The following is a 26,593-nucleotide window of genomic DNA, read 5'->3' as shown; positions in this document are numbered from 1 at the left end:
TATCATTTGCAATGATTTGAATAAACCTGTATAGTTTATAGAAATAACCTTTTTATTTTTAAGGAGGAGAGCGATGATGAGAATCACTTTAGAAACGATTATGAAACATCCGGTTACCCAAAAATATTTAACTCGATCTGGCTTAAAACATGCGGTCGACGTCTGTGAACGCGCTCTCGAAATGGCAACGAAACGTGGTCTTGATACAGATTTGGCGACGAAAGCTGCGCTTCTTCATGATATCGGACACTATGAATGGTATACAGAAGGTAAATGGAATTATGATTTGTATCGTCAGAACGATATCCATGCGATCAAAGGGGCCGAACGTGCCCACAAATTATTGATTCGTTTAGGGGAAGATCCAGCCCGGGCAAAAGAAATTTCTGTCATGATTCTCTTGCACACGGATTCCTACCTTCCACCAAGTCGTATCCAACGGACCCCTCTGCAACAACTCGTCCATGACGCGGACACGTATGTGGAGCAGCCAGGCGGTCTTCATCATTACGAGACAATGGAAATTGAAGATGCGTTAGCTCGCGTCCGTCAAATCGACGCCATCGTGGAACGTCTTTCTAATTTACCACGCATCTCGAACGGATAATCAGTCACCTACTTTAATAGGTGATTTTTTTGTGCAAAAAAAATCCCGACTCAATAAATGAGTCAGGATTGATTTCGTTACACGAGTTGCGCTTTATACGCCTCGTACTCTTCGTCTGTGAGCGAGACATAGTGTCCTGGCTCAACTTCGCGAAGTGGCGGGATACTTGAATCTTCATCTGAACGTCCGACTGGACCTTTCGATGTCGATTCATATACGATCCGTTTACGTGTACGCTCATGCTCTGGGTCTGGAAGCGGAATCGCTGAAAGGAGCGATTTCGTATAGGCATGAATTGGGTTCTCATAAAGGCGATCTGCTGTTGCAAGCTCTACGAGGTGACCTTGATACATAACACCGATACGGTCAGAGATGTATTTAACCATCGACAAATCGTGAGCGATGAACAAATACGTCAAATCGCGATCGCGTTGCAATTCTTTCATCAAGTTGACGACCTGCGCTTGAATCGAAACGTCAAGTGCAGAAATCGGCTCATCGGCGATGATGAAGTCCGGTTCAACCGCAAGAGCACGGGCAATCCCGATACGCTGACGCTGACCACCTGAGAATTCATGTGGATAACGGCTCGCGTGCTCTTTCGTCAAACCAACTGTTTCAAGAAGGTCATATACGCGATTCATGCGGTCTTCTTTCGTCTTCGCAAGACCGTGAATATCGATTCCTTCTGCGATAATATCGGCGACTGTCATACGCGGATTGAGCGAAGCGTATGGATCTTGGAAAATCATTTGCATCGCACGGTTGAATTTCAACTTGTCCGCCTTCGATTTTTTATCGTGGACGTTTTCGCCTTTGAACACGACATCGCCATCCGTCGCGTCGTAGAGACCGATAATCGTACGTCCTGTCGTTGACTTCCCACAACCAGACTCACCTACGAGACCAAGCACTTCACCTTTGTAAATATCAAATGAAATCCCGTCGACCGCTTTGACAACGCGGCCACGACCAATTTTAAAGTGCTGCTTCAGGTTTTTTACCTCGAGTAATTTCTCGCGTTCCATTATTCAGCACCACCTTTCGTAAACGATTTTGCGAACGCACTGTCTGGACGATATTTGAGAGCGAGTTCACGAATCGCGCGTGGCGGGTTCACCGCTGGCGCTTGCGGATGTAATAACCAACTCGAAGCGAAGTGTGTATCACTTACTTGGAACATCGGTGGCTCTTTCTCAAAATCAATCTTCATCGCGTATGGATTACGCGGTGCGAATGCATCCCCTTTTGGAGGGTCGAGCAAATTTGGAGGCGTACCCGGGATTGCCGGTAACGCTTCATTGCGGTCATCTGTCGGACGCGGCATCGAACCGAGAAGTCCCCATGTGTATGGGTGACGTGGCTCATAGAAAATCTCATCAACCGTTCCTTTTTCAACGAGACGTCCCGCATACATAACAGCAACACGGTCAGCCATGTTCGCAACAACACCAAGGTCGTGCGTGATGAAGATAATCGCTGTGCCGGTCTTTTGCTGAATGTCTTTTAACAGTTCAAGAATCTGCGCTTGAATCGTTACGTCGAGTGCTGTTGTCGGTTCATCGGCAATCAACACTTTTGGGTTACATGCGAGTGCGATCGCAATAACGATCCGTTGTCGCATCCCACCAGAAAGTTGGTGTGGATACTGTTTCAAGCGTGCTTCAGGGTTTGGAATCCCTACAAGTGTCAACAATTCGAGCGTACGTTTCTTCGCATCCTCACCCGTTAACCCTTGGTGCTGTTTCAACCCTTCTGCGATTTGCTTGTAAATCGTCATCGTCGGGTTGAGCGATGTCATCGGGTCTTGGAAAATCATTGCGATGTCGCGACCACGAATTTTAAGCATTTCTTTTTCCGAAAGTTTCGCCAAGTCTTTTCCTTCGAACATGATTTCTCCGTTCGTGATTTCACCTGGAGGGTTCGGAATGAGACGCATAATTGCCTTAGAAGTAACGGATTTACCTGAACCCGATTCTCCTACGATGGCGAGCGTCTCGCCTTTTTTCAAATCAAACGAAACACCACGAACAGCCTGAACTGTTCCTGCATATGTGTGGAACGAGACCTCTAAGTCTCGGACTGATAAAATCGTTTCCATGCACGAGTCCCCCTCTTTCTTTTTTATTTACGCATTTTCGGATCGAACGCATCACGCAAACCGTCAGCAAGCAAGTTGAAGCTGACCATAAGCAAGACGATGATGACAGACGGGATAATAAGAAGGAACGGGAATGTCCGTAGTTCTTTGTATCCATCGTTGATCAACGTACCAAGTGATGCCTGTGGTGGTTGAAGCCCGATTCCGATAAAGCTGAGGAATGCCTCGAAGAAAATAGCAGATGGAATCGTGAACATGAGTGTGATGATAATAGCACCCAATGTGTTCGGAATTAAATGTTTGAAAATCAAGCGTCCACTTGAAGCACCGAGTGTACGAGCTGCCAAGACGAACTCTTGGTTTTTGAGTTTAAGAATTTGTCCTCGAACGAGTCGACTCATCCCAATCCAACCGGTGATGGCCATGGCAAGGATGATGGTGAAGACACCTGGGTCAAAGATCAAGATGAACAAGATGATCAAAATCAAGTTAGGTACACCTGTCAAGATTTCAACAATACGTTGCATGATGTTATCGGTACGACCACCAAAGTAAGCCGAGATTCCACCGTATGCAACTCCAATGATTGTATCGATGATGGCTGCGACTAAACCGATGAAGAGGGAGATTCGTGTCCCTTCCCAAATCCGCGACCAAAGATCACGACCGAGATAATCGGTACCAAACCAGAAGTTTTCTTCTACATTCTTCTGTTCGTAGAAGTCGATTTCACGACCTCCAAGTGTTGCCAACCCATCAAATCCAGCCCATTCAAGTCCAGTGACTTTAGGCGGTAGTTTTGCTTGCGAGATGTTCTGTTCATATGCATCTCGGCTTGAGAGCATCGGTCCAAACAAAGCGAGTGCGACGAGAATTAAAATAATCGAGAGCGAGATGATAGCCGCCTTGTTTTTCTTTAGGCGCATCCATGCATCTTGCCAAAAGTTCAAACTTTTTCCGGCAATCCGCTCACCAAGCTGTTCATTCATTTCAACTGGTGTGAACATGTCTTGGTCGAACTGTTCGTAATTCTTTTTGTTTTCAATCATCAGTTATTCCCCCCAAGACGAATACGTGGGTCCACAACCCCATAGAGCAAGTCGACAAGTAAAATGATAATAATGAAGAGGGCCGAGAAGAAGAGTGTCGTGCCCATGATGACAGAGTAATCATTCAACGTGATTGACGTAACGAACAATTCTCCAAGACCAGGTACTGCGAAAATTTTCTCGATAACGAATGTACCCGTTAAAAGTCCAGCTGTCATCGGTCCAAGAATCGTGATCGCTGGGATCATCGCGTTACGGACCATGTGTTTCCATACGATGGCGTTACCCGTCAATCCTTTCGCTTTCGCGAGCGTGACATAGTCTTGTCCGGTTACTTCTAACATCTCGGTTCGGACGAAACGGGCAATTGCTGCCGTAACCCCGAGCGATAACGAGATGGTTGGTAAGATCGTATGAGCTGGAGATTCCCAGAATGCTACCGGAAGCAACTGTAATTTAACTCCAACATAGTACTGAAGGAGGGCTGCAAAGACGAATGATGGGACGGAAATCCCGATTACCGATACGAACATTGAACCATAGTCAATTGCCGTATTGTGACGAATCGCCGCAACAACACCCAACAATACACCTAATAGAGTTCCAAGAACTAATGCCTGAACCCCTAATTGTGCCGATGGACCAATTCGTTCCATAATCAACTCAGTTACTGGACGGTTAGCCGTACGGAACGATACGCCAAGGTCACCTTGTAGCATGTTTCCAATGTACGTCGCATAGCGGACCGGAAGCGGATCATTGAGTCCGTAGCGGTCATTCAACAATTGAATTTGTGATTCTGTCAGTTTTTCCTGGTTCTGATAAGGCGAACCTGGGAGCAGGTCCATCAGGAAGAACGTGAACGTGGCAATCAAGAAGAACGTGATGAGGCCGTAAGTCAGCCGTTGTAGGATATAACGTCCCATGAATAAAAACCCCCTGTTTTGTCTAATTCTTTCTACTACTTGCACCAACAGCTTCACTATGACATATGACCTATTTTTCAAATTCACAAAATGAAAGGAATTTTCTGAAAGAATAGCGTATACGTCATCTCAAGGCTCTTAGTACAGCGACTGAAAATAAAGAAAATTCTTTTCAGAGATTATTCTGAATTTTCACTGTTACTACATTATACTTTACCAACAAAACATTTGAACAGTATTTTCTCTTACTTCGCTAGAATTTTTTAGAAAATTGGGGACATGCGGTTAGCATGCCCCCTCCTTCCATTACTTAATATCAACGTATTTGTACTGGTAATCAGCACCAAATAATTGACGGTTGAAGTTCTCGACGTTTGGACGGATCAAGTATGCCACACCAGCTTGGTAGATAGGCATGATTGCTTGATCTTGTTCAATCAAGAGAGCTTCAGCTTCTTTGAACAAGTCGTAACGTGCATCGATGCTTGTTTCAGCAGATGCTTCATCAATCAACTTGTCATACTCAGATGACGAGTAGTTGATGTCGTTTTGTCCATTGTCTGAAGTGAAGATACCAAGGTTCGTAAGCGGATCTTGGTAGTCAGGTCCCCAAAGTGCGAATGACATTTGGTAGTCCCCTTTTGCTTCACGCTCAAGTTTGTTGTTGAAAGGTTGTTGTGCGATCTCAACCGTTACGTTCGGCAAGTTCGACTCGATTTGACCTTTCATGTACTCAGAGATTTGTTTCGATACTTCACTGTCGAACGAGAGGAGTTCGATTGTTGTTGCTTCTCCACCGGTTACTTCTTCCCAAAGTGAAGCAGCTTCTTCAGTGTTTGTTTTGAAGTATTCCACGCCCTCTGTATAATCCGTTCCGTCTTCATACTTGATGAAGTCTTTCGGGATGAATGACGTCGTTGCTACTGAACCGTTGTTCAAGAGCTGATCGATAATCCCTGATGGGTCGACTGCACGTGCGATTGCTTTACGTGCATTTACATCAGAGAAAAGTTCATCTTCATGGTTAAACTTGAAGTAACCAACTGCAGAACGAAGACCTGTGTTGTAATCTTCATCCTCTTGGAATGCTGCGACTTGTTCTGATGCGAGACCAGCATAGTCGACATCGCCCGCTTCATACAAGTTCACGACTGTAGATGTTTCTTTAACAACTTTCACATCAACTGAGTCGAGAGCAACATTTTCTGCATCCCAATATGATTCGTTTTTCGTTAAGACATAGCCTTGTTCACGATCCCATTTAGTCCATGCGAACGGTCCGTTATAAAGAAGGTTTTCAGGACCAGTCGTGAAGTCTTCACCTTTTTCTGTAGCGAATGCTTCGTTGATCGGAGTGAATGTACCGAACGAAGTAAGTGAAAGGAATGATGGGTCTGGACGCTCGAGTGTAACTTCGAGTGTCTTCTCATCGATTGCTTTTACGCCAAGCTCTTCTTTTGGTGTGTCACCAGTGTTGATTGCTTCAGCGTTTTTAACTGTGTTCATGATGTATGCGTACTGTGAGCCTGTTGCAGGATCAACAGCTCGTTGCCAAGCGTAAACAAAGTCGTTTGCTGTGACCGGTTCCCCGTTTGACCATTCAGCATCACGAAGTTTGAACGTGTAAACCGTTTCGTCTTCGTTTACTTCTGGTTCGCCTTCAGCAAGTGCCGGGACGGCATTTCCATCTTTATCAAGACGGTAAAGACCTTCCATTGTGTTGGCGATCAAGTTGAATGCGACCGCGTCTGTAGCAAGAGCCGGATCGGCTGTTGTGATATCTGACGTATCCGTCAAACGAAGAACTTTCTCTCCGTTTGAAGAAGAACCGCCGCCATCAGAGTCTCCGCCTGTCGAACAAGCTGCGAGAACTGAACCGAGTGCCAAGATGATTGTCATCATGAGCAAAATCGATTTTTTCTTCATTGCGATTTCCCCTTTCGTTTTAAAAAACTAGCCGATCGTCGAATAAACATCTTACTTTTTCTTTAATTTTCTGAATATTTCATAAAGTATTCGACGAAAGAACGTTAGGGCTATTGTAAGAAATTTTTAATATAACTGTCAACTATTGAATAAAACGCTGTCATTTGATTTAACATTCTTACTCGCTTTCTGCCCCACCTTCCTAGTATCATAGAAGAAACACGGAATGTTGATGCATTCCCTCTAACGCTCGAAAGGAGATTACATCGTTGAAAAAGTTTCGAAATATATTGATTGTTTGGGGGATTGTCACACTTTTCTATACGGTGTGGTCAATTTTTTCCTATTTCCGAACTGAGTCCTTCACGTTTCATTTGAGTGGCGGCTTGTTCGTTTCAGGTATTCTGATATTTGCCATCGGGATGTTCTCCCATATGAGTGCAACAGGTCTATTTGACGGAATCATGTACGGATTTAAGCGTAATCGACGTGCAAAGTTGAAAGAAATTGACGCGGACTATGAAGAAGATGAGGAAGAAGAACCGGAAGATCGACAACTCCGTAAACAATCGGCTTGGAACTGGGTGTATGTCGGAGTTGGAAGTATCGCTCTCTCATTTCTCGTCGCTTTGATTTAATCTTTTCGTCACTTGAATCCTGTGCTAAACTAAATGCAGAATAAGAACACTTGGATGAAGACAAGTAATTCAATTCCCCTTTTCCTCAGAGAGTCTACGGTGCTGTGAGTAGATGAAAAGTTATTGAATGAATGGACTTCGGAGTGGCTCGCCTGAACAAAAAGTATGGCGAGACGGTTCACGCCCGTTAACGCGTTCAAGTGGCATAGTATATGCAAATTTGGGTGGCACCGCGGTTATTCGTCCCGATTTATTCGGGAGGACGACTGCGGTTTTTTATATTTTTCGGAGGTGTATTCACATGGCAACGATTTTTTCAGGAATCAAACCGACCGGCGTCGTGACGCTCGGGAACTACCTTGGCGCGATGAAACAATTCGTCGACCTACAAGACGACAACAATGCCTATTATTGTATCGTCGATTTACATTCAATTACTGTTCAACTCGACCGTGTCGAGCTCATGAACAACACGCGAAAATTAGCAGCACTTTATCTCGCGTCCGGTCTCGACCCGGAGAAAGCGACGATTTTCGTACAGTCTGAAGTAAAAGCACACGCTCAACTCGGTTGGATGTTAACTTGTATCGCCGGCATGGGCGAGCTCGGTCGTATGACGCAGTATAAAGACAAGTCGCAAGGCAGCGAGAATGTAGGCGCAGGGTTGTTCGTCTACCCGACGCTCATGGCTTCTGATATTTTGTTATACAATACGGAACTCGTTCCAGTCGGAGACGACCAAAAGCAACACATCGAACTTACTCGTGACTTGGCGGAACGCTTTAACAAACGTTATTACGAGACATTCACGATGCCGGAACCACTCATTCAAAAAGAAGGCGCTCGGATCATGTCTCTCACGAATCCCGTGAAGAAGATGTCTAAATCGGATACGAATGCCAAAGGATATATCTCGATGCTCGATGAGCCGAATGTCATTCGCAAGAAAATCAAGAGTGCCGTCACAGATTCGAGTGGTGTCATCTCATTCGATCGGGAGAACAAACCAGGGATTTCAAACTTGTTGGAAATTTATTCACTCTCTACCGGCACTTCAATTGATGACCTCGTCAAGCAATATGAGAATTCGAACTACGGAACATTTAAACAGGATGTGGCAGAAGCGGTCGTTGCCCTGCTTGAACCAATTCAAACGCGTTATCACGAGTTGATTGATTCACCAGAACTCGATGAAATCCTTGATGCCGGTCGCGTGAAGGCTGAAGCCGTCGCGAACAAGAATCTCGCAAAAATCGAGAAAGCGATGGGTCTCAGTCGCAAGCGTGCCAAAGTGAAAAAATAAATGATGTTAAAAAGAACGCTCAGCTGAGCGTTCTTTTTTGTATCAAATATCTACATAAAAAGAGAGACAGGCGTCCCTGTCTCTCTTCGTAAAGATGATTTGATTATTCTTTTCCTTCGATTGAAGCCCACTTGTAAGAGTAGTCCGCACCGAATGCGTGCTCAACGATATCCTTAACATATGGCTTCGTGAGGCGAGCCGATCCACGTTGGTAAACTGGCGAGATTGCGTTCTCTTCAAGAACGATTTTCTCTGCAGCTTGAAGGTCAGCCCAACGCTGTTCAGCATCTGTGCTTGATTTCGCAGATTCGATCAACTTATCGAATTCTTCATTCGACCACTTACCACGGTTGTATGGTCCGTCAGTGACGAAGAGGTCAACGAATGTCATTGGATCTTGGTAGTCAGGACCCCATCCAGCGAATGTGAACTCGAACTCACCTTTGTTCTCAAGGTCAAGTTTGTTGTTGAACGGTTGTTGTTTGATTGTAACCGTAATTCCTGGAAGGTTCTTCTCAAGCTCACCTTTGATGAACTCACCGATTTGCTTCGCAGACTCTGAGTCATAGTTGAGGAGCTCAAGTTCAACTTTGTCTGTTCCGAGCTCTTCAAGTCCAGCTTCCCAAAGTTCTTTCGCACGATCCACGTCATAGCCGCCGATGTCGCCGTTCGCTTCACGGAAGTCTTTGCCGTCAGGACCTGTTACGAAGTCTTTTGGTACGAGGTAGTTCGCAGGAATCGAACCGTTCGCAAGAAGCGTCTCTGAGATTGCTGCTTTATCGTATGCCGCGTCAATCGCGTTACGGATGTTTTGGTTATTTAATTCTTCAACAGCAGTGTTGAACTGGAGGTAGAAGAGTGTTGGTTCAACGACAGTTGAGAACTCTTCGCTGTCTTGATACTGGGCTACGAGTTCAGAAGTCAAGCCTGTGCGGTCAACGTCACCGTTTTCATACAAGTTAACACCTGTTGAAACTTCTTTAACGACTTTAACGTTGATTTCTTCAAGCTTAACTGTGTCAGCATCCCAATAGTCTTCGTTCTTGACCATCTTCCAGCCTTGCTCGCGCTCCCAGCTGTCGAGTTTGAACGGTCCGTTGTAGAGAGTCGTCTCTGCAGATGTACCGAAGTTCTCGCCTTGCTCTTTATCGAATGACTCGAGTTTTGGCATGAATACGCCGAAGCTAGTCAATCCGAGGAAGTAGTCAGCTGGTGCTGTCAATTTAACTTCAAGTGTTTGATCGTCGATTGCTTTAACGCCTACAGCATCGCGCTCGCCTTCACCTGTGTTGTACGCTTCTGCGCCTTCGATGATTGACATAACGTATGCATATTGTGATGCGTTATCTGGGTTGAGTACTTCTTTCCAAGCGTATTCGAAGTCATTCGCTGTGACAGGCTCCCCGTTTGACCAAGTCGCGCCTTCACGGATTTTGAACGTGTACGTTTTCCCGTCTTCTGAAACGTCGTGAGATTCAGCCATCCCCTCAGTCGGGTTGTCTTCTTCGTCCATGCGGTAGAGACCTTCGTTAACGTTGTTCAATACGTTGAACGATACAGCATCTGTTGCGAGTGTCGGGTTAAGTGAAGGAATATCTGAAGAATCGAGCAAGTTGAGGACTTGCGCTTCATCTGCTGAACCTTCGCCTGTTGATCCTTGTGAAGAATCCGTTTCTTCCCCTGTCGAACATGCAGCTAGGAATGCACTTGATAGAAGTGTAACCGATGATGCTAAAGCAAAACCTTTTTTCTTATTCATTGCGATGACCCCCTGATTTTTTCGTTTTAACGAAGTGAATGATGGTAGAAAATTCAGTCATTTCTTCTGACAGTATTTGTTACCAAAATCCCGTTGATGCAATAATACAATATTCTGATAATTTTGCAAAGTGTTTATTTTGATTTTTCTAAAAAATTTTATCTATAGTCTAAAAGCCCGCCTACAGTGGCGGGCTTTTAGCTCAATTTTCGTATTTTTTTGCAAAGGTTAGGACATATGAAGGACCGGTGACCGGATATCCGATATGGTCGTAACCTTTTTCGATCACATAAGAGCGTCCAGCTTGATAGATTGGCATAACAACAGCCTCTTCTAACAGCTGTGCCTCCGCTTCTCGGAAGATTTCATTTCGTTCTTCCAACCGATCCGTTGAGCGAGCCTGATCCATCAATTGATCATACGATTCGCTAGCATATCGACTCGAATTGAGGACATCGTTTGTTTCAAATTGAGTCAAATAGGCGGATAACATCGGATAGTCCGGTTGCCAGCCTGATAGAGAAAACGCATAATCCCCTGAGACTTCTTTCCTAACTTTTTCTCCTAAGGGGAGCTCGATAATGTTAACGGTCAAACCATCCAACTGTTCCAAATTCTTCTTTAATTTTGCGGAGATTTGACGCGCTTCGTCATCGACAAAGCTGAGCAGCTCGATTTCGAGTTCATCTTTCTTCAGCCGTTTCTTCACGGTGTCAAACAATTGGTCGGCGTTTCCTTCTAATTGTGCGATCGCATCCTCTTGGTCGATGACGAGTAATCGTTCTGTCGTCTGTTCCGCTCGCGCGAGTGAATCCTCGATTTCCGACCGCTCAAGCGTCAATGCGATGGCTTGTCGGAACGCTACATCATTAAACGGGGCTTTTTTAACATTCGGCTTTAAATAAAAGACTCCACTTCGTGGAACGTCCTGTACGTTCAAAATTTCCTCATCAATCGTGGAAACGTCAAAATCGTATGGGACGGGTTGCATCCCTGTCGCTTCCGTCAAGTTCGCTTCACTATTAATGGTAATCGTTTCAAGCGTGACCTGTTCAGCTTCTCGGTACGTTTCATTTTTATGTAACGAGATGGTCGTATCTCCGATTGCCTTGATTTTAAATGGACCGTTCGTCTCTAGCTCTTCCCATGCTTCCACATTTGGTTGAGGTAAAAATGCGGGCATCGCCAAAATCTGTTCGAACCCTTCCATCGGACGGACAAGAGTCAACTCGAGCGTCCGGTCATCGATTGCCTTGACCCCTAGCGTATCCGGTTCTTGTTGGCCAAGTCCGATTTCTTTTGCGGATTGAACATCTGCTAGTAAGAAGCTGAACGGTGAATTCGTATCAACGTCCACGAGTTTTTGGAAGTGATCGACGAATGTTTGCGCGTCAATCGCATTCCCTTCTGTCGTCACACTCTCTTTTAATGTGAATGTATAGACTGTTCCATCTTCGGATCGCTCTAACTTCTCAACGAGCGCTGGTTCGATGGACCCGTCTGCTCCGAATCGATACAGGCCTTCATAGAGATGGGACAGGATTGTTTGAGATGACGGATCGATTGCTAGCATGACATCCGGCTGAGTCGGAAGTGACTCCCCGTAAATCGTCAATTGTTGTTCTTCTACTGGTACTGGTTTGCGTGACTGCTCTCGTTGTTCGTTCCAAATAAATAAAAAAAGGATAAGGACTGAACCTAACAAGGCGGCCACGATGAATGATTTCTTTTTCATTCGTTGCACTCCTTTCTGTTAGACCAACCCTTATACCCTAACCTTTTTTGTGTGTTTTTTCTACCGTCAGTTCATCACTTTTGCAAATGCGAGTGTCGCATTGTGACCCCCGAAGCCGAGTGAGTTACTGAGTGCATAACGAATGTCAAGTTCCCGATTTCCTTCACGTACATAATCCAAATCACAGTCTGCTGCTGGTGATTCGCAGTTAATCGTTGGATGAATCTTGCCTTCGTGAATCGATAATGCTGTGATGACAGCCTCGACGCCACCTGCACCACCGAGAAGGTGACCAATCATCGATTTTGATGAGTTGACGGCGAGTTTGTCAGCGTGTTCCCCGAACACTCGACGAATCGCTTTCGTCTCGAGCATATCGTTGAGCGGTGTACTCGTACCATGCGCGTTGATGTATTGAACATCTTCTGGCGTGATTCCAGCGTCACGAATCGCCTCACTCATCGCTTTTGATCCGCCCTCAGCTTCTGGTGACGGTGCTGTGATATGGTATGCATCCGAACTCATTCCATATCCGACAACTTCAGCGTACATTTTTGCCCCGCGTGCCAATGCGTGCTCATATTCTTCTAAAACGAGCACCCCAGCTCCTTCACCCATGACGAACCCGTCGCGATTCTCATCGAACGGACGGCAGGCCGTGTTCGGGTCTGGATTCGTAGATAGAGCTTTGTTCGAACAGAATCCTGCGAACGAGAGTGGTGTGATTGGCGCTTCCGCTCCACCTGCGAACATAGCGATGGCATCTCCACGTTGAATGACACGGAACGCTTCACCAATTGAGTTCGTCCCTGACGCACAAGCCGTCACGGAACAGTTGCTCGGTCCTTTTGCTCCAAGATAGATAGATACTTGTCCGCTCGCCATGTTCGGAATCATCATCGGAATGAAGAACGGGCTGACGCGACGTGGTCCACGGTCATGCAAGATGGCCGACTGTTTGTCAATCGTCTCGACGCCACCAATTCCGCTCCCGATCCAAATCCCGACATCGTCCGCGATTGCTTTCACATCGAGTCCGCTGTCTTTATGGGCAGCGTCTGCCGCAAGTAAAGAATATTGGATGAAGGAATCCATCTTACGCGCTTCCTTCGGTTCGACTAAATGATCGATGTTCCATTCCTTCACTTCCGCCCCGACCTTGGCCGGATATTGACTGATGTCAATCTTCGTCAACGTATCAATCGCGTTATCCCCTTTTAACAGGCGATCCCACATTGTTGAGACATCGTTTCCTAATGGTGATACGACTCCTAATCCTGTCACTACTACTCGTTTCATAAATGATTCCCCTCCGTAATGGTTGCGTGATTCCATGTCAGGCAGCTAGCCCCCCACGTGAGCCCAGCACCAAATCCTGCGATGACGACCGTTTGTCCATCTTGGATTTTGCCAGACTTGACCGCCTCGGCCAATGCGAGTGGGATGGAAGCTGCTGATGTATTCGCATGGTCTTGAATGGTCATGACAACTTTCTCTTCTTCTAAGTGTAAACGTTCCATCGCAGCGTCGATGATTCGACGGTTCGCCTGGTGTGGAACGAGGACATCAAGGTCCTCCAACGTCTTATCGGCTTTGTCCAGCGCCTCAAGCACGATTTCGGGCATCTTCCGAACGGCAAATTTGAAGACTTCACGACCGTTCATGACGATTTTACCTTCTTCATTTTCATACAGATGTTTGCCACCTGTCCCGTCACTTCCGAGCACAAGTGAGTCAATTGAAGCGATATCATCTTCCCCGAGCACGACAGCCCCTGCCCCATCTCCGAAAAGGACAGCCGTCGATCGATCACCCCAATCAATCAGACTTCCCATCTTCTCTGCGCCGATGACGAGCGTCTTTTTAAATCCTTTTGAATCCATGAGACTCTTCGCCGTGTCCATTGCGAAGATGAAACCGCTACATGCCGCGCTCACGTCGAACGCCACGGCGGCTTTCGCGCCAAGATTCGCCTGAACCACACATGCAGTTGCCGGGAAGGCTGGCGCCGTTGCTGTCGCACAAACGATGGCTTCAATGTCGTCGATCGTGACGCCCGCACTCTGTAACGCCCGTTCAGCAGCGCGTGTCGCCATATCTGCGACTGTCATATCTTCTTCAGCCAAATGACGTGCTTCGATGCCTGTACGAGTACGAATCCACTCATCGCTCGTATCCATTCGTTTTTCTAAATCGATATTTGTCACCCGATTGTCCGGTAAGAACGATCCGATGCCGATGATTCCAATATTCATATCGTCGACCCCTATTCTTAGTATCTGGTACTAATATAAGGGAATAAAAAGAGGATGTCAATGCATCCTCCTCGTGTTGACTGGATTAAGCTTGTTCTAAACGCTTCGTGACAGCCATGACCATCTTCGCAGAGTTGATCGATGCTGTCTCCAAAAACTCGTCGAATGACAAGTTCGCTTCTTCGTCTGCACTGTCTGAAATCGAGCGTGTGACGACAAAAGGAATACCAAACTGATAGCACGTTTGAGCGATCGGGGCAGCCTCCATCTCGACCGCTGCGACGCCGTCGAAATGACCGAGGATGTCCGTCACGCGTTTCGAATCGTTGATGAACGAATCTCCCGTCACAATCAATCCCTGATGTACATTCACGTCCGGCAAGTTTTCAATGACATCTTTACAGACGCTGACGAGTTTGGCATCCGCCTCATACGCTGGCGGCATACCTGGTACTTGTCCGTACTCATAACCGAATGCCGTCACGTCGACATCGTGATGACGAACTTCCGTCGAGACGACGACGTCTCCGACTTTCATCCCTTTTTTAAAACCGCCGGCAGATCCTGTGTTGATGACGACGTCCGGTTTGAACTTATCAATCAAAAGTGTCGTGCCGATGGCAGCATTGACTTTCCCGATGCCTGACTTCAAGATGACGACTTGCATGTTACCAAGATAGCCCTCATAAAAATGATAGTTCGCGATTTCAGTATCTACTCGTTCTGTCAACTCGTTCCGAAGTAGATTCACTTCTTCTTCCATCGCGCCGATGATGCCTACTTTCATTCCGTTTCCTCCTCAGAAAGAGAGCGACTTCCGAATAGGAGGTCGCTCAACAATTTATTTGATTTCTTTAATTTCGACGACCATGTCGCCACCTGGTGTTTGCACCGTGACCACATCACCAATCGTACGTCCAAGAAGTGCCTTGGCGATCGGTGATTCGTTAGAGATTTTCCCTGTGAACGGGTCTGCCTCAGCTCCACCAACGATTGTATACGTTTCGTCTTCATTATCTTCTTGAATGAAGAACGTTACCGTCTTCCCGATTGAGACAACCGAGTTATCGCCTGCATCATCTTGAATGATGACCGCGTTACGGAGCATTTCTTCTAATTGTGCGATGCGTCCTTCGACCATCGCTTGTTCTTCTTTCGCCGCGTCATATTCCGCGTTCTCTGACAAGTCACCGAAATCACGAGCAATCTTAATATTTTCAACGACTTCTTTACGGCGGACCGTCTTCAGTTCGTTTAATTCATGTTCGATCTTCGCTTTTCCGTCTAATGTCATATAGTGTTGTTTTTCAGCCATTTCTGTCACTCCTTCATTGTCTCCTAGTATATTACAGCTAGGGTTGAATTGAAAACGATTTATTTCCTCACGCGCGATTGCGCTCAGTGAGCACCCAACGGATTTTGGTCACGAGTAAATCGATCGCGACAAAGTTTTCTCCGCCTTCAGGAACGATGATATCTGCATACCGTTTTGTAGGTTCACAGAATTGTAAGTGCATCGGACGCACCACATTTGTATATTGGGCAACGACCGAATCGATTGAACGTCCACGTTCATTCAAATCACGCTGCATACGACGCAAGATTCGAACGTCCGCATCTGTATCCACGAATACTTTGATATCCATCAGATCTCGTAAACGTGCATCTTCGAGTGCCAAGATCCCTTCGACGATGACGACATCGACGGGTTCGATTAAAATGGTTTCACTTGAACGCGTGTGGGCCGCATAGTCATAGACCGGCTTTTCAATCGCCTGATGTTGTTGTAACTGTTGGATATGTTCGATCAACAAATCGTTATCAAAGGCGAAGGGGTGGTCGTAGTTCGTCTTGTACCGCTCCTCCATGGTCATCTCTGATTGATCCTTATAGTACGCGTCTTGCTCGATCATGACGACCGATTGACCTTGAAACGCATCGACGAGCGCGCGGGCCACGGTCGTTTTTCCTGATCCGGTACCCCCGGCCACGCCAATAATGACGGGTTTATGTTGCATCAAAGTTAAGTCCTCCTCATCGTAATTTACGACTGATTGCTAGGCCATCACCAAGGGGCAAAATTGCAGTATGATAATCGGTCCGTGCCATCAATTGCTCAGTAAACTGTTTCACGAGACGCACGAGCCGGCGTCGGCGTCGGTCTAAGACCGATACATCCTCTAGCAAGACGTCTCCTCGTAAAAACAAATTATCGCTGTAAATCGTACCACCAATTGGTACTAAAGCGCCATACCCATCAAAAAATTTTTGATATTGTCCTTTTGCCGCATCAATAAATACGGCATCGAATTCACCTTCAATCGTTCCAATCAATTCGACGGCATCGCCGTGAACGAGCGTAATACGATCGCGCACGTCCGATCGATTGATGAATTCCGTCGCCTCTTCGAAACGGCGAGCATTCCGCTCGATTGTGACGATTTCTGCATCGGGTAACAATTCTGCCATGCGAATGGCACTATAGCCGATGGCCGTACCCACTTCGAGGATTCGGGTCGGCCGTTGCATCGCCAGTAAGGAGAGCAGCACTTCCGAACCCGTCAAATCCATGATTGGGACGTGATGAACACGCGCGAACGCCTCCATCTCCGTCAATAGCGGGGAGCGGTCATTGATTAGTTTTTCTACATATCCCTCATAGGATGCATGGTCCACTCGTTCCACCTCTTAACTCTCTTCATTCAAACGACCGGAAGCATCCGCTTCCGGTCGTCCCATCAATTACTGTTTGCTTCTTCAAACGCTTCCCATTCGGAACGGTACTTATTGACGTTTTGTTGGTGATCCTCATAGTCGACTTCGAACAAGACTTCCCCGTTCGGGAACCCTTCACGTGGAGGGCGTGCGTAGAAGTAAATGTTCTCCGTGTCGTTCGGATTAAGCACCGCCTCAAATGCGTCACGGCTCACGGCCGCAATCGGTCCAATCGGGATGCCTTCGTAACGATACGTGTTATATAAGGAATCGTTCTCCAAGTCCGCGAATGAAGTGAAAATCGATGTTTCCCCCGTTCCGTACCAGACGGTCGGGTCAGATTGTAATTTCATTCCGTCGTTTAAGCGATTCTCGAACACGCCAGCAATCTCTTTACGGTCTTCCGTTGACACCGCCTCTTTCTCGACAACGGATGCGAGCGCGAGCGTCTCATGGAACGTACGTCCTGAATCGGCTAAACGACCTTTGTATTCTTGATACATACTTTCGGTTGGTAGTAACATCTCGTCGATGATTTCATTGAGCGTTACGCCTTTATTGAATTCATATGTGGCTGGGAACAGGTATCCTTCAAGCGGATGATAGATGCCTTCCTGCAAAACTTCTTCCGTCAACATTTCATGCTCGTTTACGAGAGACTGAATGTATTCACGGTCGCTCAACTGCTCAGAAATCTCTTCTTTCGGGATTTCGGCCACTTTCGCAAGTCTCGCAATCACCTGATCAATCGTGAATCCTTCTGGAATGACGAGCTTGATATCAGGGACCACAATGACTTTACCTGTTTGCAACGTTTCAATCAATTCATCGATTGATTGTGACGGAGATAACGTATACGTCCCCGCCTGGAACGACGATTCGTTCTTAAAGCGTGTATAGAAACGGAAAATCGTGCTACTCCTTACAAGCCCATTCTCTTCTAGTAATTCACCAATGTATCCCGAACCAGCACCGAGCGGGACTTCAATCTCGACCGTTTCAGTCGAAGTTGGGTCAATCGGTTCGATGGAACGCTTCACAAAGACATATGTGAGCGCCGACCCTGTGGCGATGACGAGAAGGAAGATGGCCAGGATGACAACCGTGATGCGACGGACGATCCGGTTGCGGGCACGTTTCTCATCTGACATAGATGGATGATTCATGCATTTCTCCCCTGTTCTTTTTATAAAGAGAGGCGACGAGGGATGTTCCCTAGTCGCCCGTCCCCTATTTAGTCTAGACCGACTTCGTCATTGACGATGTCGAATGCTTCCATGACCTCATCGAAGTCTTCATCGTCTTCGACGAGCTTCAAGATGAATTCGCCATCTTCAAGTTCTTCAATTTCAAATGCGTATACTTCAATCGTATCTTCATCTTCTGTCTCTGGTGCGCCAACCGGTTCGAGTACGACAAACGTCTTTTTCGAACGGTCGCTCGTCATACGGAAAATTTCTGCAAATAAATGTTCGTCTCCATTTTCGTCTGGAATACGGTACATTTCTTCTTCACGACGGATTTCTGCCATGAGAGATTCCTCCTTATTTCCCGGAACGATCCAGGTAGTTTTGTAAAATCATCACGGCCGCCATCTTGTCGATGACCGCTTTTCTCTTTTTGCGGCTGACATCTGCTGAAATGAGCATCCGTTCCGCTTGCATCGTCGTTAATCGTTCATCCACCAACACGCAAGGTAAGCCTGTCTGTTCTGTGAACGCCTCGGCAAATGCCTCGGACGCTTCACCGCGCGGACCGACTGTTCCATTCATGTTTTTCGGGTGACCGACGACGACTTCTTTCACATCGTACTGCTCGATAAACGGACGAAGGAGACGGACGGCTTCATCAAAGTCAGGTTCGGTCCAGTAGACCGTCTCCACACCTTGCGCCGTCCATCCCATCAGGTCACTCACCGCGACACCAATCGTCTTCGATCCGACATCGAGTCCCATGACTCGCTTCATATTAATCCTCTCTACGATCGTTCAAATACGATTTGACCAACTCTTCGAGAAGTTCATCCCGCTCAATTTTGCGAATCAAGTTTCGCGCATCATTATGACGTGGAATGTAGGCAGGGTCACCTGACAGTAAGTATCCCACGATTTGATTGATCGGTTGATAACCTTTTTCCTCGAGTGCTTGATATACCGTAATCAGCGTCTCACGTGTGTTAGCACGTTGATCATCTTCTGGAAAATTGAATTGCATCGTGCGATCCATTTGGCTCACAAGAATCCACCTCTTTCCGTTTGCACTTCACACTCTATTATGCCAGTGATTCGACGTAATGTGAAGCAAACTTCAATGCTTCGTCCAGTTTTGTTGCATCACGGCCACCTGCTTGTGCCATGTCTGGACGACCGCCACCACCACCACCGCAGCGTGTCGCGACTTCTTTAATCAGTTTTCCGGCATGGAAGCCACGATCGTTCAAGTCTTTCGTCACACCTGCGACGAGGTTGACCTTCTCACCGTTCGCCGAACCAAGGATAATCACGGCAGAACCGAGTTTCCCTTTCAAGTCGTCGACCATACTGCGAAGGGCATCCATATCTTGTCCATCGACGCGTTTCGCAATCAATTGAACGCCACCAATCGTTTCGATTGCATCCGTTAATGAAGATGCCTCGATGTTGGCAAGCTTCGCTTTAAGCGATTCTGAAGCACGCTCGACTTCTTTGATTTCAGCTTGAAGTGCTTGAACGCGTGCAGGAACTTCAAGTGGTTTCGTCTTCAACAGTTTCGCTGCTGCTTCAAGCGTCTCGATTTGCTGGTTCATCACTTCGTATGCGCCAGCTCCTGTGACCGCTTCGATGCGACGTGTCCCGGCGCCAATCCCTGATTCAGACAAGATTTTAAAGAGTCCGATTTCAGCCGTGTTGGAGACGTGAATCCCACCACAAAGCTCAACCGAGTAATCACCTGCTGATACGACCCGAACGACATCACCATATTTCTCGCCGAAGAGTGCCATCGCACCTTTTGCTTTCGCATCCGCAATGTTCATTTCTTCGATGTCGACACCGATTGATGCCCAAATTTTCTCGTTCACTTGACGCTCAATCGATTGAAGCTCTTCAGGTGTCACTTGACCGAAGTGTGAGAAGTCAAAACGGAGACGATCTGGTGTCACGAGTGAACCCGCCTGGTTGACGTGCTCCCCGAGCGTATCTTTGAGTGCACGATGCAAAAGGTGCGTCGCCGTATGGTTTTTGACGATGGCTTGACGCGATGCCTGGTCGACAGTGGCTGTGACGGCTACTTCCGCTTTCGCCACACCTGACTCGACCGTGACTGTATGCAAGTTCTGTCCGTTTGGCGCTTTCGACACATCTTTCACGCGAAGAAGGAAGTCTTCTCCGACGATTTGTCCTTTATCACCGATTTGACCGCCACTCTCAGCGTAAAATGGTGTCTGATCGAGGATGACTTGTGCCTCTTCCCCTGCAGCGACGACGTCAGCGAGTTCGCCGTTGTGAATCAAGCTGATGATTTTTGCGTTCGTCTCAAGGTTGTTGTATCCGAGGAATGTCGACGGCATCGTGATGTCTGCAAGCACACCCGACTGAATCTGCATCGATTCCACGTCAGCACGCGCTTGACGTGCACGTTCACGTTGTTCATTCATCGCTTCTTTGAAGCCGTCCTCGTCGACCGTCATCTGATGGTCTTCTGCATATTCGATTGTCAATTCGAGCGGGAAGCCGTACGTGTCATAAAGACGGAATGCGTCTTGACCGCTGATGATGTTTGACCCAGCTGCTTTTTGTGCTTTTGCGACTTCGTTCAAAATCGCGAGACCGTCATTCAACGTTTCGTGGAAACGCTCTTCCTCGTTCTTGATGACTTTCTTGATGAAGTCTTTCTTCTCGTTCACTTGCGGGTAGAAGTCGACCATGATGTCTCCGACGACATCGACGAGCTCATACATGAACGGACGCTCGATTCCTAGCATCTTCGCATAACGTACAGCACGGCGGAGAAGACGACGGAGGACATAGCCACGTCCTTCGTTCGATGGAAGTGCCCCGTCACCGATTGCGAACGATACTGTACGAATATGGTCCGCGATGACTTTGAACGCAACGTCTTTGCTACTGTCTTGACGGTATACGTCGCCACTGATTTTTTCAGTTTCACGAATGATCGGCATGAAGAGGTCGGTATCGAAGTTTGTCGGTACGTCTTGAAGGACGCTCGCCATCCGCTCGAGTCCCATCCCTGTATCAATGTTTTTGCGCGGAAGCTCTGTATAGTTTCCGTGTCCGTCATGGTTATATTGGCTGAACACGATGTTCCAGATTTCAAGGTAACGCTCGTTCTCCCCACCCGGATAAAGTTCAGGGTCTGTCGGGTCGTCCCCGAATGCTGGACCACGGTCAAAGAAGATTTCCGTGTTCGGACCAGATGGACCTTCACCGATTTCCCAGAAGTTATCTTCTAGCGGGATGATGCGGTCAGCTGGCATGCCGAGGTTCAACCAAATTTGTTTTGATTCTTCATCGTCCGGGTGAATCGTGACGGAGAGACGGTCCGGGTCGAGTCCGTACCATTCGTCGCTCGTCAACAGTTCCCAACCCCATGTGATCGCTTCTTCACGGAAGTATTCACCGACTGAGAAATTTCCGAGCATCTCGAAGAACGTATGGTGACGCGCTGTCTTCCCGACGTTCTCGATATCGTTCGTACGAATCGATTTTTGAGCGTTGACGATACGTGGGTTCGATGGAATCACACGTCCATCAAAGTATTTCTTCAATGTCGCAACACCTGAGTTGATCCACAACAAAGTCGGATCTTCAACCGGTACAAGTGAAGCACTCGGCTCCACGCTGTGCCCTTTTGATTTGAAGAAATCTAAGTACATTTGGCGAATCTGTGCGCCAGTCAATGATTTGAGCGGTTTCATGAACAATTCCTCCTTATTTCTGAACGAAACGAAAAAAAGCGATGCCTGCCCCTGTGGAAAGGGACGAAAGCATCGCTTCGTGGTACCACCCTCGTTCGCACGGTATATACCGTGCCTCGAACATCCGTTAACGTGGATGAGGCGCCCAGGTTGAGTGGGGACTCCAGAATAGCTTCGGTCGGCCGACCCCCATCTTCTCGCAGCCTAGGAAGATGTCTCTGTAGAGGTGGTGACGACGTACTCATTTCCTTCATCGTCTGTATCGTTTCAGTTGTCTATTCGTCATTATCACACGCGTTCGGAAAGACGTCAAGACTTCCCGCCTAAGCGTTCGACCAATTTTGTCCGTCGCACTGGTTCCTCTTCTCGCGTCGCCGCCTCAAGCGCACGCACATCACCGAACAAGAGTAAGCTCTTCTTCGCCCGGGTCACGGCTGTATAAATCAAGTTACGTGACGACCGGAATCCCCCGTTGAAGAAGACTGGCATGAGCACGATCGGGAACTCGGACCCTTGTGACTTATGGATCGTGATGGCGTAGGCGTGGGTGAACTGGTCCCATTCACTACGGTTGTACTCGACTTCTGTCTGATCGAATCGAATATAAATTTTGTCGACCTTATCGACGTTTTCCTTCGCATAGAAGATGTTCGTGATTTCTCCGATGTCCCCGTTATAGACGTTTTCCTCGGCGTTGTTGACGAGTTGTAGCACTTTATCGCCATTGCGGTAAATGCGCGTCCCATGTTTCACTTCACGGGCACTCGATTTTGGATTGAATACGTTCTGAAGTGCTTCATTCAGCCCATCAATTCCACAGACACCCCGATATGTCGGTGCGAGCACTTGAATATCAAACGGTGAATATCCTTTTCGGAGAGCCGCTCCTGCCATCTGACAAATCGCTTGAAGCGCCGTCTCTTGGTTCGCCGTATAGAAACGCCGGTCTGGCAGTGACGCCAACAAATCGTCTGGCATTTTCTTCGCATTCAACGAATGGGCGAGACGGAGGATACTTGACTCCGACGCTTGACGATGGACGACGTCGAGGCGGACGACCGGAATCCCTTCTGTCGCCATCAAATCGGCAAGTACTTGCCCCGGTCCGACAGACGGGAGCTGATCGCGGTCTCCAACGAACAAGATTTTCATGCCGTTCGGTACCGCCTTTAGCAAGCTTCGGAACAAAAAGATGTCAATCATCGACGCCTCATCGACGATGAGCACTTTCCCGACAAGCGGATTCGTCTCATCGACTTGGAACGAACTACCGTCGAACTTTAACAGCCGATGAATCGTCGAGGCCGGTAGCCCTGTCGACTCGCTTAGGCGTTTCGCCGCTCGACCCGTCGGTGCGGCCAAGACGAACGGGAACGGTTGGTTCGGAACGGGATCTAACTTCCAATCGAAGACGTCGCTGAGTGCATGAATGATCCCTCGGACGACCGTCGTCTTCCCGGTACCTGGACCACCTGTGAGAACCATGAGCGGTGACTTGAGAGCGAGTTCGATGGCTTCTCGCTGTTGAGTGGCATATTCAATCGAGAACATTTCCTCGACACGTCCGACCGCGTCAAAGATGGTCGTCATGTCCACGTCCTCTGTCGTCGATGTCGCCATGATTCGGGCCAACTCTTCTGCCGCCTTCCGTTCGGCACGGAAGACACGGGGATGATAGACGACCCCATCCTCGATGACGACCCGTTCTTCTTTAGCGAGCGATTCGAGCGCCGTGACGAGCGCGTCACCCGGATCAGCCCCGATGATTCGAGGCATCTCGGCTTCGAGTTGTTCCGCCGTCACGAAGAGATGACCGTTCCCTTGCTCGAGTTCTAATACGTACAGCACGGCTGCCGCGATGCGTTCAGGATGAATGCCTTGAATCCCAAAATGTGCCGCGATGGCATCCGCCGTCTTGAATCCAATTCCCTGTACGTCGTACATGAGCGCATACGGATTCTTCTCAATCGTCTCCATCGCCCGTCCTTCATACTCTTTATGAATTTTCGAGGCGAGACGTGGTGTCACATCGAATGGAGCGAGAAACAAAAGCAACTGATCGACCCCATATAAGACATTCAGGCGTTCGGTGATCACACGCGCCTGCTTTTCTTTCAATCCGTCTACCTCAGACAGGATACTCGGATGTTTGACGATTTGATCGATACAATCGTCTCCAAGAGAATCCGCAATCTTTTGCGCCGTCTTTTGACCGATTCCGGGAAAAGACCCGTTCGTCAAAAAGCGGACGGCTGCACGTTTCGTCATCGGGACGACACGACGAATCCAATCCGCTTTCATCTGTTTCCCAAATCGAGGATGGTCAACGAGACGACCGTGCGCCTTATACGTCTCGCCTTTTTCGATGCCGACTCCGACGCCAGCGATGACCATCTCGGTCTCATCCGTCTCAAAATTCTTTTCTTTAATACGTACGAGCGCAATCGTATGCGCCTCTTCTTCTGATTGAAACAGGACTCGAATGACTTTTCCAGTCAACTCATAAGGTGCTGCCATCATATCCGACACCTCCAGCTATTTTTCCATCATCCATTATAGCCCGAGATGAATCGATTGAACAAATGCCCTAATTGAACAGGTTTAAGATTTGCTCGATTCGGTCGAGATTGACGACCTCCAAAATACGTATCAACTGTTCGATATCGACCCGATCCAAAATGCGCTCAACCTGATCCAGGTCCACCTCTTCAATTAAACGCTGGATCCTATCCAAGTCACCAGACGCCTGATATGCCTCGAGTTTTGTGAAGAGCTCGGTCTTCTCGATGCGGATCGAGTCCTGAAGCATCCCCCTCGCCCCGAACAGGACGAGTCCGATGACCGCCAACTGAATCAACCAGTTCGTCACGACTTTCCAGAATGGAACGGTCTGATGGATGAACGGGATGAGCGGAATGAACGTTACTTGAAGGAGTAACATCCCGACTTGGACATATACGTTCGGAATGAGGAATCCGAGTACTGCCAAAATCAATGGAACGACCCAACCAATACCGACATGTTCAGATGTATGTTGCCAAGACTTTTGCTCACTGTATACATAGTGAACAGCCCATCCAACGAGAAGGAGCGCTACGAATAAAAGAAGGATTAACGTTAAGAGTCCACGTGGTTCAACGACCACTTGATATAAGATCGTATTCGTCCATTTCCCGTCTGCTAATCGTTCATTTACCGATTCAAATAATTGATTCAACCAGACGTACTCGACAATAAAAAACAAAATGACGCTGACCATGCTAAATTTTCGCAAGCCACTCGACCTCCTTCTATAGGTTGTCATTCCCCCACTTCAACACAGCTAGTCGCGTTTTTGATTTAAAGAAACGGGGAACTGTTCGAATGACACATTGAAGGAGGAATCATCTATGGGCAAACGAATTCCAGTCAGCGGATTATGTGAACTCGTGTTAGAAGTGACAGACATGAACGAAGCCGTAGCCTTTTGGCATGAAAAATTAGGGCTTCCTGTCGTCGAACAATGGGTCGGAGACGATGCCGAACCGAGTGAATCACAAGAACAAGCGAACGAACCGTGGGCAACATGGCTCTATATCGGCGGGAACACACGGTTAGGTCTTTGGTTGAAACGCGACTTTACGGATGAAGAGGATGCGAACCGGAAACAAGACGTGACGGAATGGGACACGCTCTATGATGAAGGTGGCGTCCACGTCCACTGTGCGTTCTTCGTTCCGATGGAGTCGTTTGAACAGGCACTCGAAATCTTAGATGAGACCGATGTCCCTGTTAAACTTCGGATGTGGGACGAGGATGAGACGAAAAATGGGAAAGAACGCTCTGCGTACTTCAAAGACCCGAGCCATAACATCATCGAACTGTATACGAAAAATATGGACGAGGCGTACGGCGAGTTTGCCGGAGAACCCGTCAAAATCACAACGAAACAACTCTAATCGCGTCAACAAAAAAAGTGCCATCGCAATGGAGCGATGGCACTTTCCTATTCAAGAAATCAGTTTCCAAGCAGTGCATCCATCTTCGCGACGGCGTCACGCGCAAGTTCATGATCCGGTTGCATCTCCAAGACGCGTTGAAGCTCAGCGTACGTTCGTTCCTGGTCACCCAAGAACGCATATGCGATTGCCAAGTTGTAACGGGCATCCGTATGGCTCGCATCGAGATCGAGCGTCTCTTCTAGCGCAACGACCGCCTCTTCGAGCTGTTCACTCTGTGCGAGTGCAAGTCCGTATTGGAACGTGATCTCCACGTCTTCTGGCGATTGTTTTTTCGCTTCACGCAAGCGTGGCATCGCTCGAACGAAATCACCCATCGCCTTATACGTCAACCCGAGCATGAAGTGAAGATCGGCATCGTCCATCCCCGAAAGGAGCGCTTGGCGAAGCGACGCCTCCGCTGACTCCAATTGCTCAAGTTCATAGGCAAGGGCACCTTTCGCATAGTGCGCGGCACCGAACGATCCATCGAGTTCAATCGCTTTGTCATAGAAGATGACGGCACGATCGTAATCGTTGATCGCCTGAAGCAACGTCCCCATGTTGACGAAACCAGTCGGGTCCGTCGGGTTCGCTTCAATCGCCTCGTTGAAATGTTTGGCTGCCTGTTCGAATTCACCTTGCTGCATCGCTTGGATGCCTTGTTCGTTTGCGTTCATATCAATC

General features: G+C 47.7%; 25 protein-coding genes and 1 other annotated feature. Of the genes, 4 read left to right on the top strand and 21 right to left on the bottom strand.

What is annotated here, in order from left to right; all coding sequences use genetic code 11:
* Positions 1-73 precede the first annotated feature (73 nt).
* Positions 74-607 (top strand): HD domain-containing protein, encoded by a 534-nt coding sequence (locus OKS35_RS01590; protein WP_214730890.1) that lies wholly within the window; start codon positions 74-76, stop codon positions 605-607.
* A 77-nt stretch (positions 608-684) separates the two neighbouring features.
* Here OKS35_RS01590 and OKS35_RS01585 read toward each other — a convergent pair whose 3' ends face one another.
* The 5 genes from OKS35_RS01585 to OKS35_RS01565 all read right to left on the bottom strand — a co-directional run bounded on the left by OKS35_RS01585 (position 685) and on the right by OKS35_RS01565 (position 6,609).
* The gene (locus tag OKS35_RS01585) at positions 685-1,635 is read right to left on the bottom strand and encodes an ABC transporter ATP-binding protein (protein ID WP_015881214.1); all 951 of its coding nucleotides are present in this window, start codon (positions 1,633-1,635) and stop codon (positions 685-687) included.
* Positions 1,635-2,708: an ABC transporter ATP-binding protein gene (locus OKS35_RS01580; RefSeq protein ID WP_015881213.1), complete on the bottom strand. Its 1,074-nt coding sequence runs from the start codon at positions 2,706-2,708 to the stop codon at positions 1,635-1,637. The genes OKS35_RS01585 and OKS35_RS01580 overlap by 1 nt, the downstream gene beginning before the upstream one ends.
* A gap of 23 nt (positions 2,709-2,731) precedes the next feature.
* Positions 2,732-3,757: an oligopeptide ABC transporter permease gene (opp3C, locus tag OKS35_RS01575; RefSeq protein WP_078146603.1), complete on the bottom strand. Its 1,026-nt coding sequence runs from the start codon at positions 3,755-3,757 to the stop codon at positions 2,732-2,734.
* Positions 3,757-4,683, bottom strand: coding sequence for an oligopeptide ABC transporter permease (opp3b, locus tag OKS35_RS01570; protein WP_074037427.1), 927 nt, complete (start codon positions 4,681-4,683; stop codon positions 3,757-3,759). Before opp3b ends, opp3C begins: the two co-directional genes overlap by 1 nt.
* A gap of 306 nt (positions 4,684-4,989) precedes the next feature.
* Complete coding sequence (locus OKS35_RS01565) at positions 4,990-6,609, bottom strand: peptide ABC transporter substrate-binding protein (protein WP_264092365.1); 1,620 nt, start codon at positions 6,607-6,609, stop codon at positions 4,990-4,992.
* 269 nt (positions 6,610-6,878) lie between these two features.
* Between OKS35_RS01565 and OKS35_RS01560 the strand changes: the two genes are divergently transcribed.
* Complete coding sequence (locus tag OKS35_RS01560) at positions 6,879-7,247, top strand: DUF3899 domain-containing protein (RefSeq protein ID WP_159562017.1); 369 nt, start codon at positions 6,879-6,881, stop codon at positions 7,245-7,247.
* A 42-nt stretch (positions 7,248-7,289) separates the two neighbouring features.
* Positions 7,290-7,498, top strand: a binding site (T-box leader).
* A 50-nt stretch (positions 7,499-7,548) separates the two neighbouring features.
* Entirely contained in the window at positions 7,549-8,550 is a 1,002-nt protein-coding gene (gene trpS, locus OKS35_RS01555; RefSeq protein ID WP_074037431.1) for a tryptophan--tRNA ligase, read from the top strand.
* A 103-nt stretch (positions 8,551-8,653) separates the two neighbouring features.
* Here the strand turns inward: trpS and OKS35_RS01550 are convergent, their stop codons facing one another.
* The 15 genes from OKS35_RS01550 to OKS35_RS01480 form a co-directional block, all read right to left on the bottom strand.
* Complete coding sequence (locus OKS35_RS01550; protein ID WP_196430462.1) at positions 8,654-10,309, bottom strand: peptide ABC transporter substrate-binding protein; 1,656 nt, start codon at positions 10,307-10,309, stop codon at positions 8,654-8,656.
* Between the two features lie 202 nt (positions 10,310-10,511).
* Entirely contained in the window at positions 10,512-12,044 is a 1,533-nt protein-coding gene (locus tag OKS35_RS01545; protein ID WP_074037433.1) for a peptide ABC transporter substrate-binding protein, read from the bottom strand.
* A 66-nt stretch (positions 12,045-12,110) separates the two neighbouring features.
* On the bottom strand, positions 12,111-13,343 hold the full coding sequence (gene fabF / locus OKS35_RS01540) for a beta-ketoacyl-ACP synthase II (protein WP_074037435.1): 1,233 nt from the start codon (positions 13,341-13,343) through the stop codon (positions 12,111-12,113).
* Positions 13,340-14,299 carry a beta-ketoacyl-ACP synthase III gene (locus OKS35_RS01535; protein ID WP_196430459.1) on the bottom strand — a complete coding sequence of 320 codons (960 nt, stop codon included), beginning with the start codon at positions 14,297-14,299 and terminating at the stop codon, positions 13,340-13,342. Before OKS35_RS01535 ends, fabF begins: the two co-directional genes overlap by 4 nt.
* 85 nt (positions 14,300-14,384) lie before the next feature.
* On the bottom strand, positions 14,385-15,086 hold the full coding sequence (gene mtnN, locus OKS35_RS01530; RefSeq protein WP_196430458.1) for a 5'-methylthioadenosine/S-adenosylhomocysteine nucleosidase: 702 nt from the start codon (positions 15,084-15,086) through the stop codon (positions 14,385-14,387).
* A gap of 54 nt (positions 15,087-15,140) precedes the next feature.
* Positions 15,141-15,614 carry a transcription elongation factor GreA gene (gene greA, locus OKS35_RS01525; RefSeq protein WP_015881202.1) on the bottom strand — a complete coding sequence of 158 codons (474 nt, stop codon included), beginning with the start codon at positions 15,612-15,614 and terminating at the stop codon, positions 15,141-15,143.
* Between the two features lie 67 nt (positions 15,615-15,681).
* The gene (udk, locus tag OKS35_RS01520; RefSeq protein ID WP_015881201.1) at positions 15,682-16,317 is read right to left on the bottom strand and encodes a uridine kinase; all 636 of its coding nucleotides are present in this window, start codon (positions 16,315-16,317) and stop codon (positions 15,682-15,684) included.
* 16 nt (positions 16,318-16,333) lie between these two features.
* Positions 16,334-16,975, bottom strand: coding sequence for an O-methyltransferase (locus OKS35_RS01515; protein ID WP_074037439.1), 642 nt, complete (start codon positions 16,973-16,975; stop codon positions 16,334-16,336).
* Positions 16,976-17,037: 62 nt separating this feature from the next.
* Positions 17,038-18,180, bottom strand: coding sequence for an endolytic transglycosylase MltG (gene mltG / locus OKS35_RS01510; RefSeq protein WP_084543099.1), 1,143 nt, complete (start codon positions 18,178-18,180; stop codon positions 17,038-17,040).
* A 68-nt stretch (positions 18,181-18,248) separates the two neighbouring features.
* A complete protein-coding gene (locus OKS35_RS01505; protein ID WP_015881198.1) occupies positions 18,249-18,545 on the bottom strand; it encodes a DUF1292 domain-containing protein in 297 nt (98 codons plus the stop codon).
* A gap of 13 nt (positions 18,546-18,558) precedes the next feature.
* A complete protein-coding gene (gene ruvX, locus OKS35_RS01500; RefSeq protein WP_015881197.1) occupies positions 18,559-18,981 on the bottom strand; it encodes a Holliday junction resolvase RuvX in 423 nt (140 codons plus the stop codon).
* Between the two features lies 1 nt (position 18,982).
* The gene (locus OKS35_RS01495) at positions 18,983-19,249 is read right to left on the bottom strand and encodes an IreB family regulatory phosphoprotein (protein WP_015881196.1); all 267 of its coding nucleotides are present in this window, start codon (positions 19,247-19,249) and stop codon (positions 18,983-18,985) included.
* 37 nt (positions 19,250-19,286) lie between these two features.
* Positions 19,287-21,929: an alanine--tRNA ligase gene (alaS, locus tag OKS35_RS01490; RefSeq protein ID WP_264092364.1), complete on the bottom strand. Its 2,643-nt coding sequence runs from the start codon at positions 21,927-21,929 to the stop codon at positions 19,287-19,289.
* A gap of 309 nt (positions 21,930-22,238) precedes the next feature.
* Positions 22,239-24,446, bottom strand: coding sequence for an ATP-dependent RecD-like DNA helicase (locus tag OKS35_RS01485; protein ID WP_264092363.1), 2,208 nt, complete (start codon positions 24,444-24,446; stop codon positions 22,239-22,241).
* A gap of 70 nt (positions 24,447-24,516) precedes the next feature.
* Positions 24,517-25,203 carry a hypothetical protein gene (locus tag OKS35_RS01480; protein WP_264092362.1) on the bottom strand — a complete coding sequence of 229 codons (687 nt, stop codon included), beginning with the start codon at positions 25,201-25,203 and terminating at the stop codon, positions 24,517-24,519.
* Between the two features lie 115 nt (positions 25,204-25,318).
* On the opposite strand from OKS35_RS01480, the gene OKS35_RS01475 reads away from it, so the two are divergent.
* Positions 25,319-25,867, top strand: coding sequence for a VOC family protein (locus tag OKS35_RS01475; RefSeq protein ID WP_074037443.1), 549 nt, complete (start codon positions 25,319-25,321; stop codon positions 25,865-25,867).
* 59 nt (positions 25,868-25,926) lie between these two features.
* Here OKS35_RS01475 and OKS35_RS01470 read toward each other — a convergent pair whose 3' ends face one another.
* On the bottom strand, positions 25,927-26,586 hold the full coding sequence (locus tag OKS35_RS01470; protein WP_015881191.1) for a tetratricopeptide repeat protein: 660 nt from the start codon (positions 26,584-26,586) through the stop codon (positions 25,927-25,929).
* Positions 26,587-26,593: the final 7 nt, after the last annotated feature.

This window comes from Exiguobacterium sp. N5, assembly GCF_025842465.1.
In the GTDB taxonomy this organism is placed as follows: domain Bacteria; phylum Bacillota; class Bacilli; order Exiguobacteriales; family Exiguobacteriaceae; genus Exiguobacterium; species Exiguobacterium profundum.
Note: the sequence above shows the minus strand (reverse complement) of the source record. Positions and strands in the feature narration are given on the sequence as shown.

Bases quoted from the DNA above. Each gene is read 5' to 3' on its own strand.
- OKS35_RS01590 (WP_214730890.1), top strand. From the start codon at position 74: ATGATGAGAATCACTTTAGAAACGATTATGAAACATCCGGTTACCCAA.
- OKS35_RS01585 (WP_015881214.1), bottom strand. From the start codon at position 1,635: ATGGAACGCGAGAAATTACTCGAGGTAAAAAACCTGAAGCAGCACTTT.
- OKS35_RS01580 (WP_015881213.1), bottom strand. From the start codon at position 2,708: ATGGAAACGATTTTATCAGTCCGAGACTTAGAGGTCTCGTTCCACACA.
- opp3C (WP_078146603.1), bottom strand. From the start codon at position 3,757: ATGATTGAAAACAAAAAGAATTACGAACAGTTCGACCAAGACATGTTC.
- opp3b (WP_074037427.1), bottom strand. From the start codon at position 4,683: ATGGGACGTTATATCCTACAACGGCTGACTTACGGCCTCATCACGTTC.
- OKS35_RS01565 (WP_264092365.1), bottom strand. From the start codon at position 6,609: ATGAAGAAAAAATCGATTTTGCTCATGATGACAATCATCTTGGCACTC.
- trpS (WP_074037431.1), top strand. From the start codon at position 7,549: ATGGCAACGATTTTTTCAGGAATCAAACCGACCGGCGTCGTGACGCTC.
- OKS35_RS01550 (WP_196430462.1), bottom strand. From the start codon at position 10,309: ATGAATAAGAAAAAAGGTTTTGCTTTAGCATCATCGGTTACACTTCTA.
- OKS35_RS01545 (WP_074037433.1), bottom strand. From the start codon at position 12,044: ATGAAAAAGAAATCATTCATCGTGGCCGCCTTGTTAGGTTCAGTCCTT.
- fabF (WP_074037435.1), bottom strand. From the start codon at position 13,343: ATGAAACGAGTAGTAGTGACAGGATTAGGAGTCGTATCACCATTAGGA.
- OKS35_RS01535 (WP_196430459.1), bottom strand. From the start codon at position 14,299: ATGAATATTGGAATCATCGGCATCGGATCGTTCTTACCGGACAATCGG.
- mtnN (WP_196430458.1), bottom strand. From the start codon at position 15,086: ATGAAAGTAGGCATCATCGGCGCGATGGAAGAAGAAGTGAATCTACTT.
- greA (WP_015881202.1), bottom strand. From the start codon at position 15,614: ATGGCTGAAAAACAACACTATATGACATTAGACGGAAAAGCGAAGATC.
- udk (WP_015881201.1), bottom strand. From the start codon at position 16,317: ATGCAACATAAACCCGTCATTATTGGCGTGGCCGGGGGTACCGGATCA.
- mltG (WP_084543099.1), bottom strand. From the start codon at position 18,180: ATGAATCATCCATCTATGTCAGATGAGAAACGTGCCCGCAACCGGATC.
- OKS35_RS01505 (WP_015881198.1), bottom strand. From the start codon at position 18,545: ATGGCAGAAATCCGTCGTGAAGAAGAAATGTACCGTATTCCAGACGAA.
- ruvX (WP_015881197.1), bottom strand. From the start codon at position 18,981: ATGAAGCGAGTCATGGGACTCGATGTCGGATCGAAGACGATTGGTGTC.
- alaS (WP_264092364.1), bottom strand. From the start codon at position 21,929: ATGAAACCGCTCAAATCATTGACTGGCGCACAGATTCGCCAAATGTAC.
- OKS35_RS01485 (WP_264092363.1), bottom strand. From the start codon at position 24,446: ATGGCAGCACCTTATGAGTTGACTGGAAAAGTCATTCGAGTCCTGTTT.
- OKS35_RS01475 (WP_074037443.1), top strand. From the start codon at position 25,319: ATGGGCAAACGAATTCCAGTCAGCGGATTATGTGAACTCGTGTTAGAA.
- OKS35_RS01470 (WP_015881191.1), bottom strand. From the start codon at position 26,586: ATGAACGCAAACGAACAAGGCATCCAAGCGATGCAGCAAGGTGAATTC.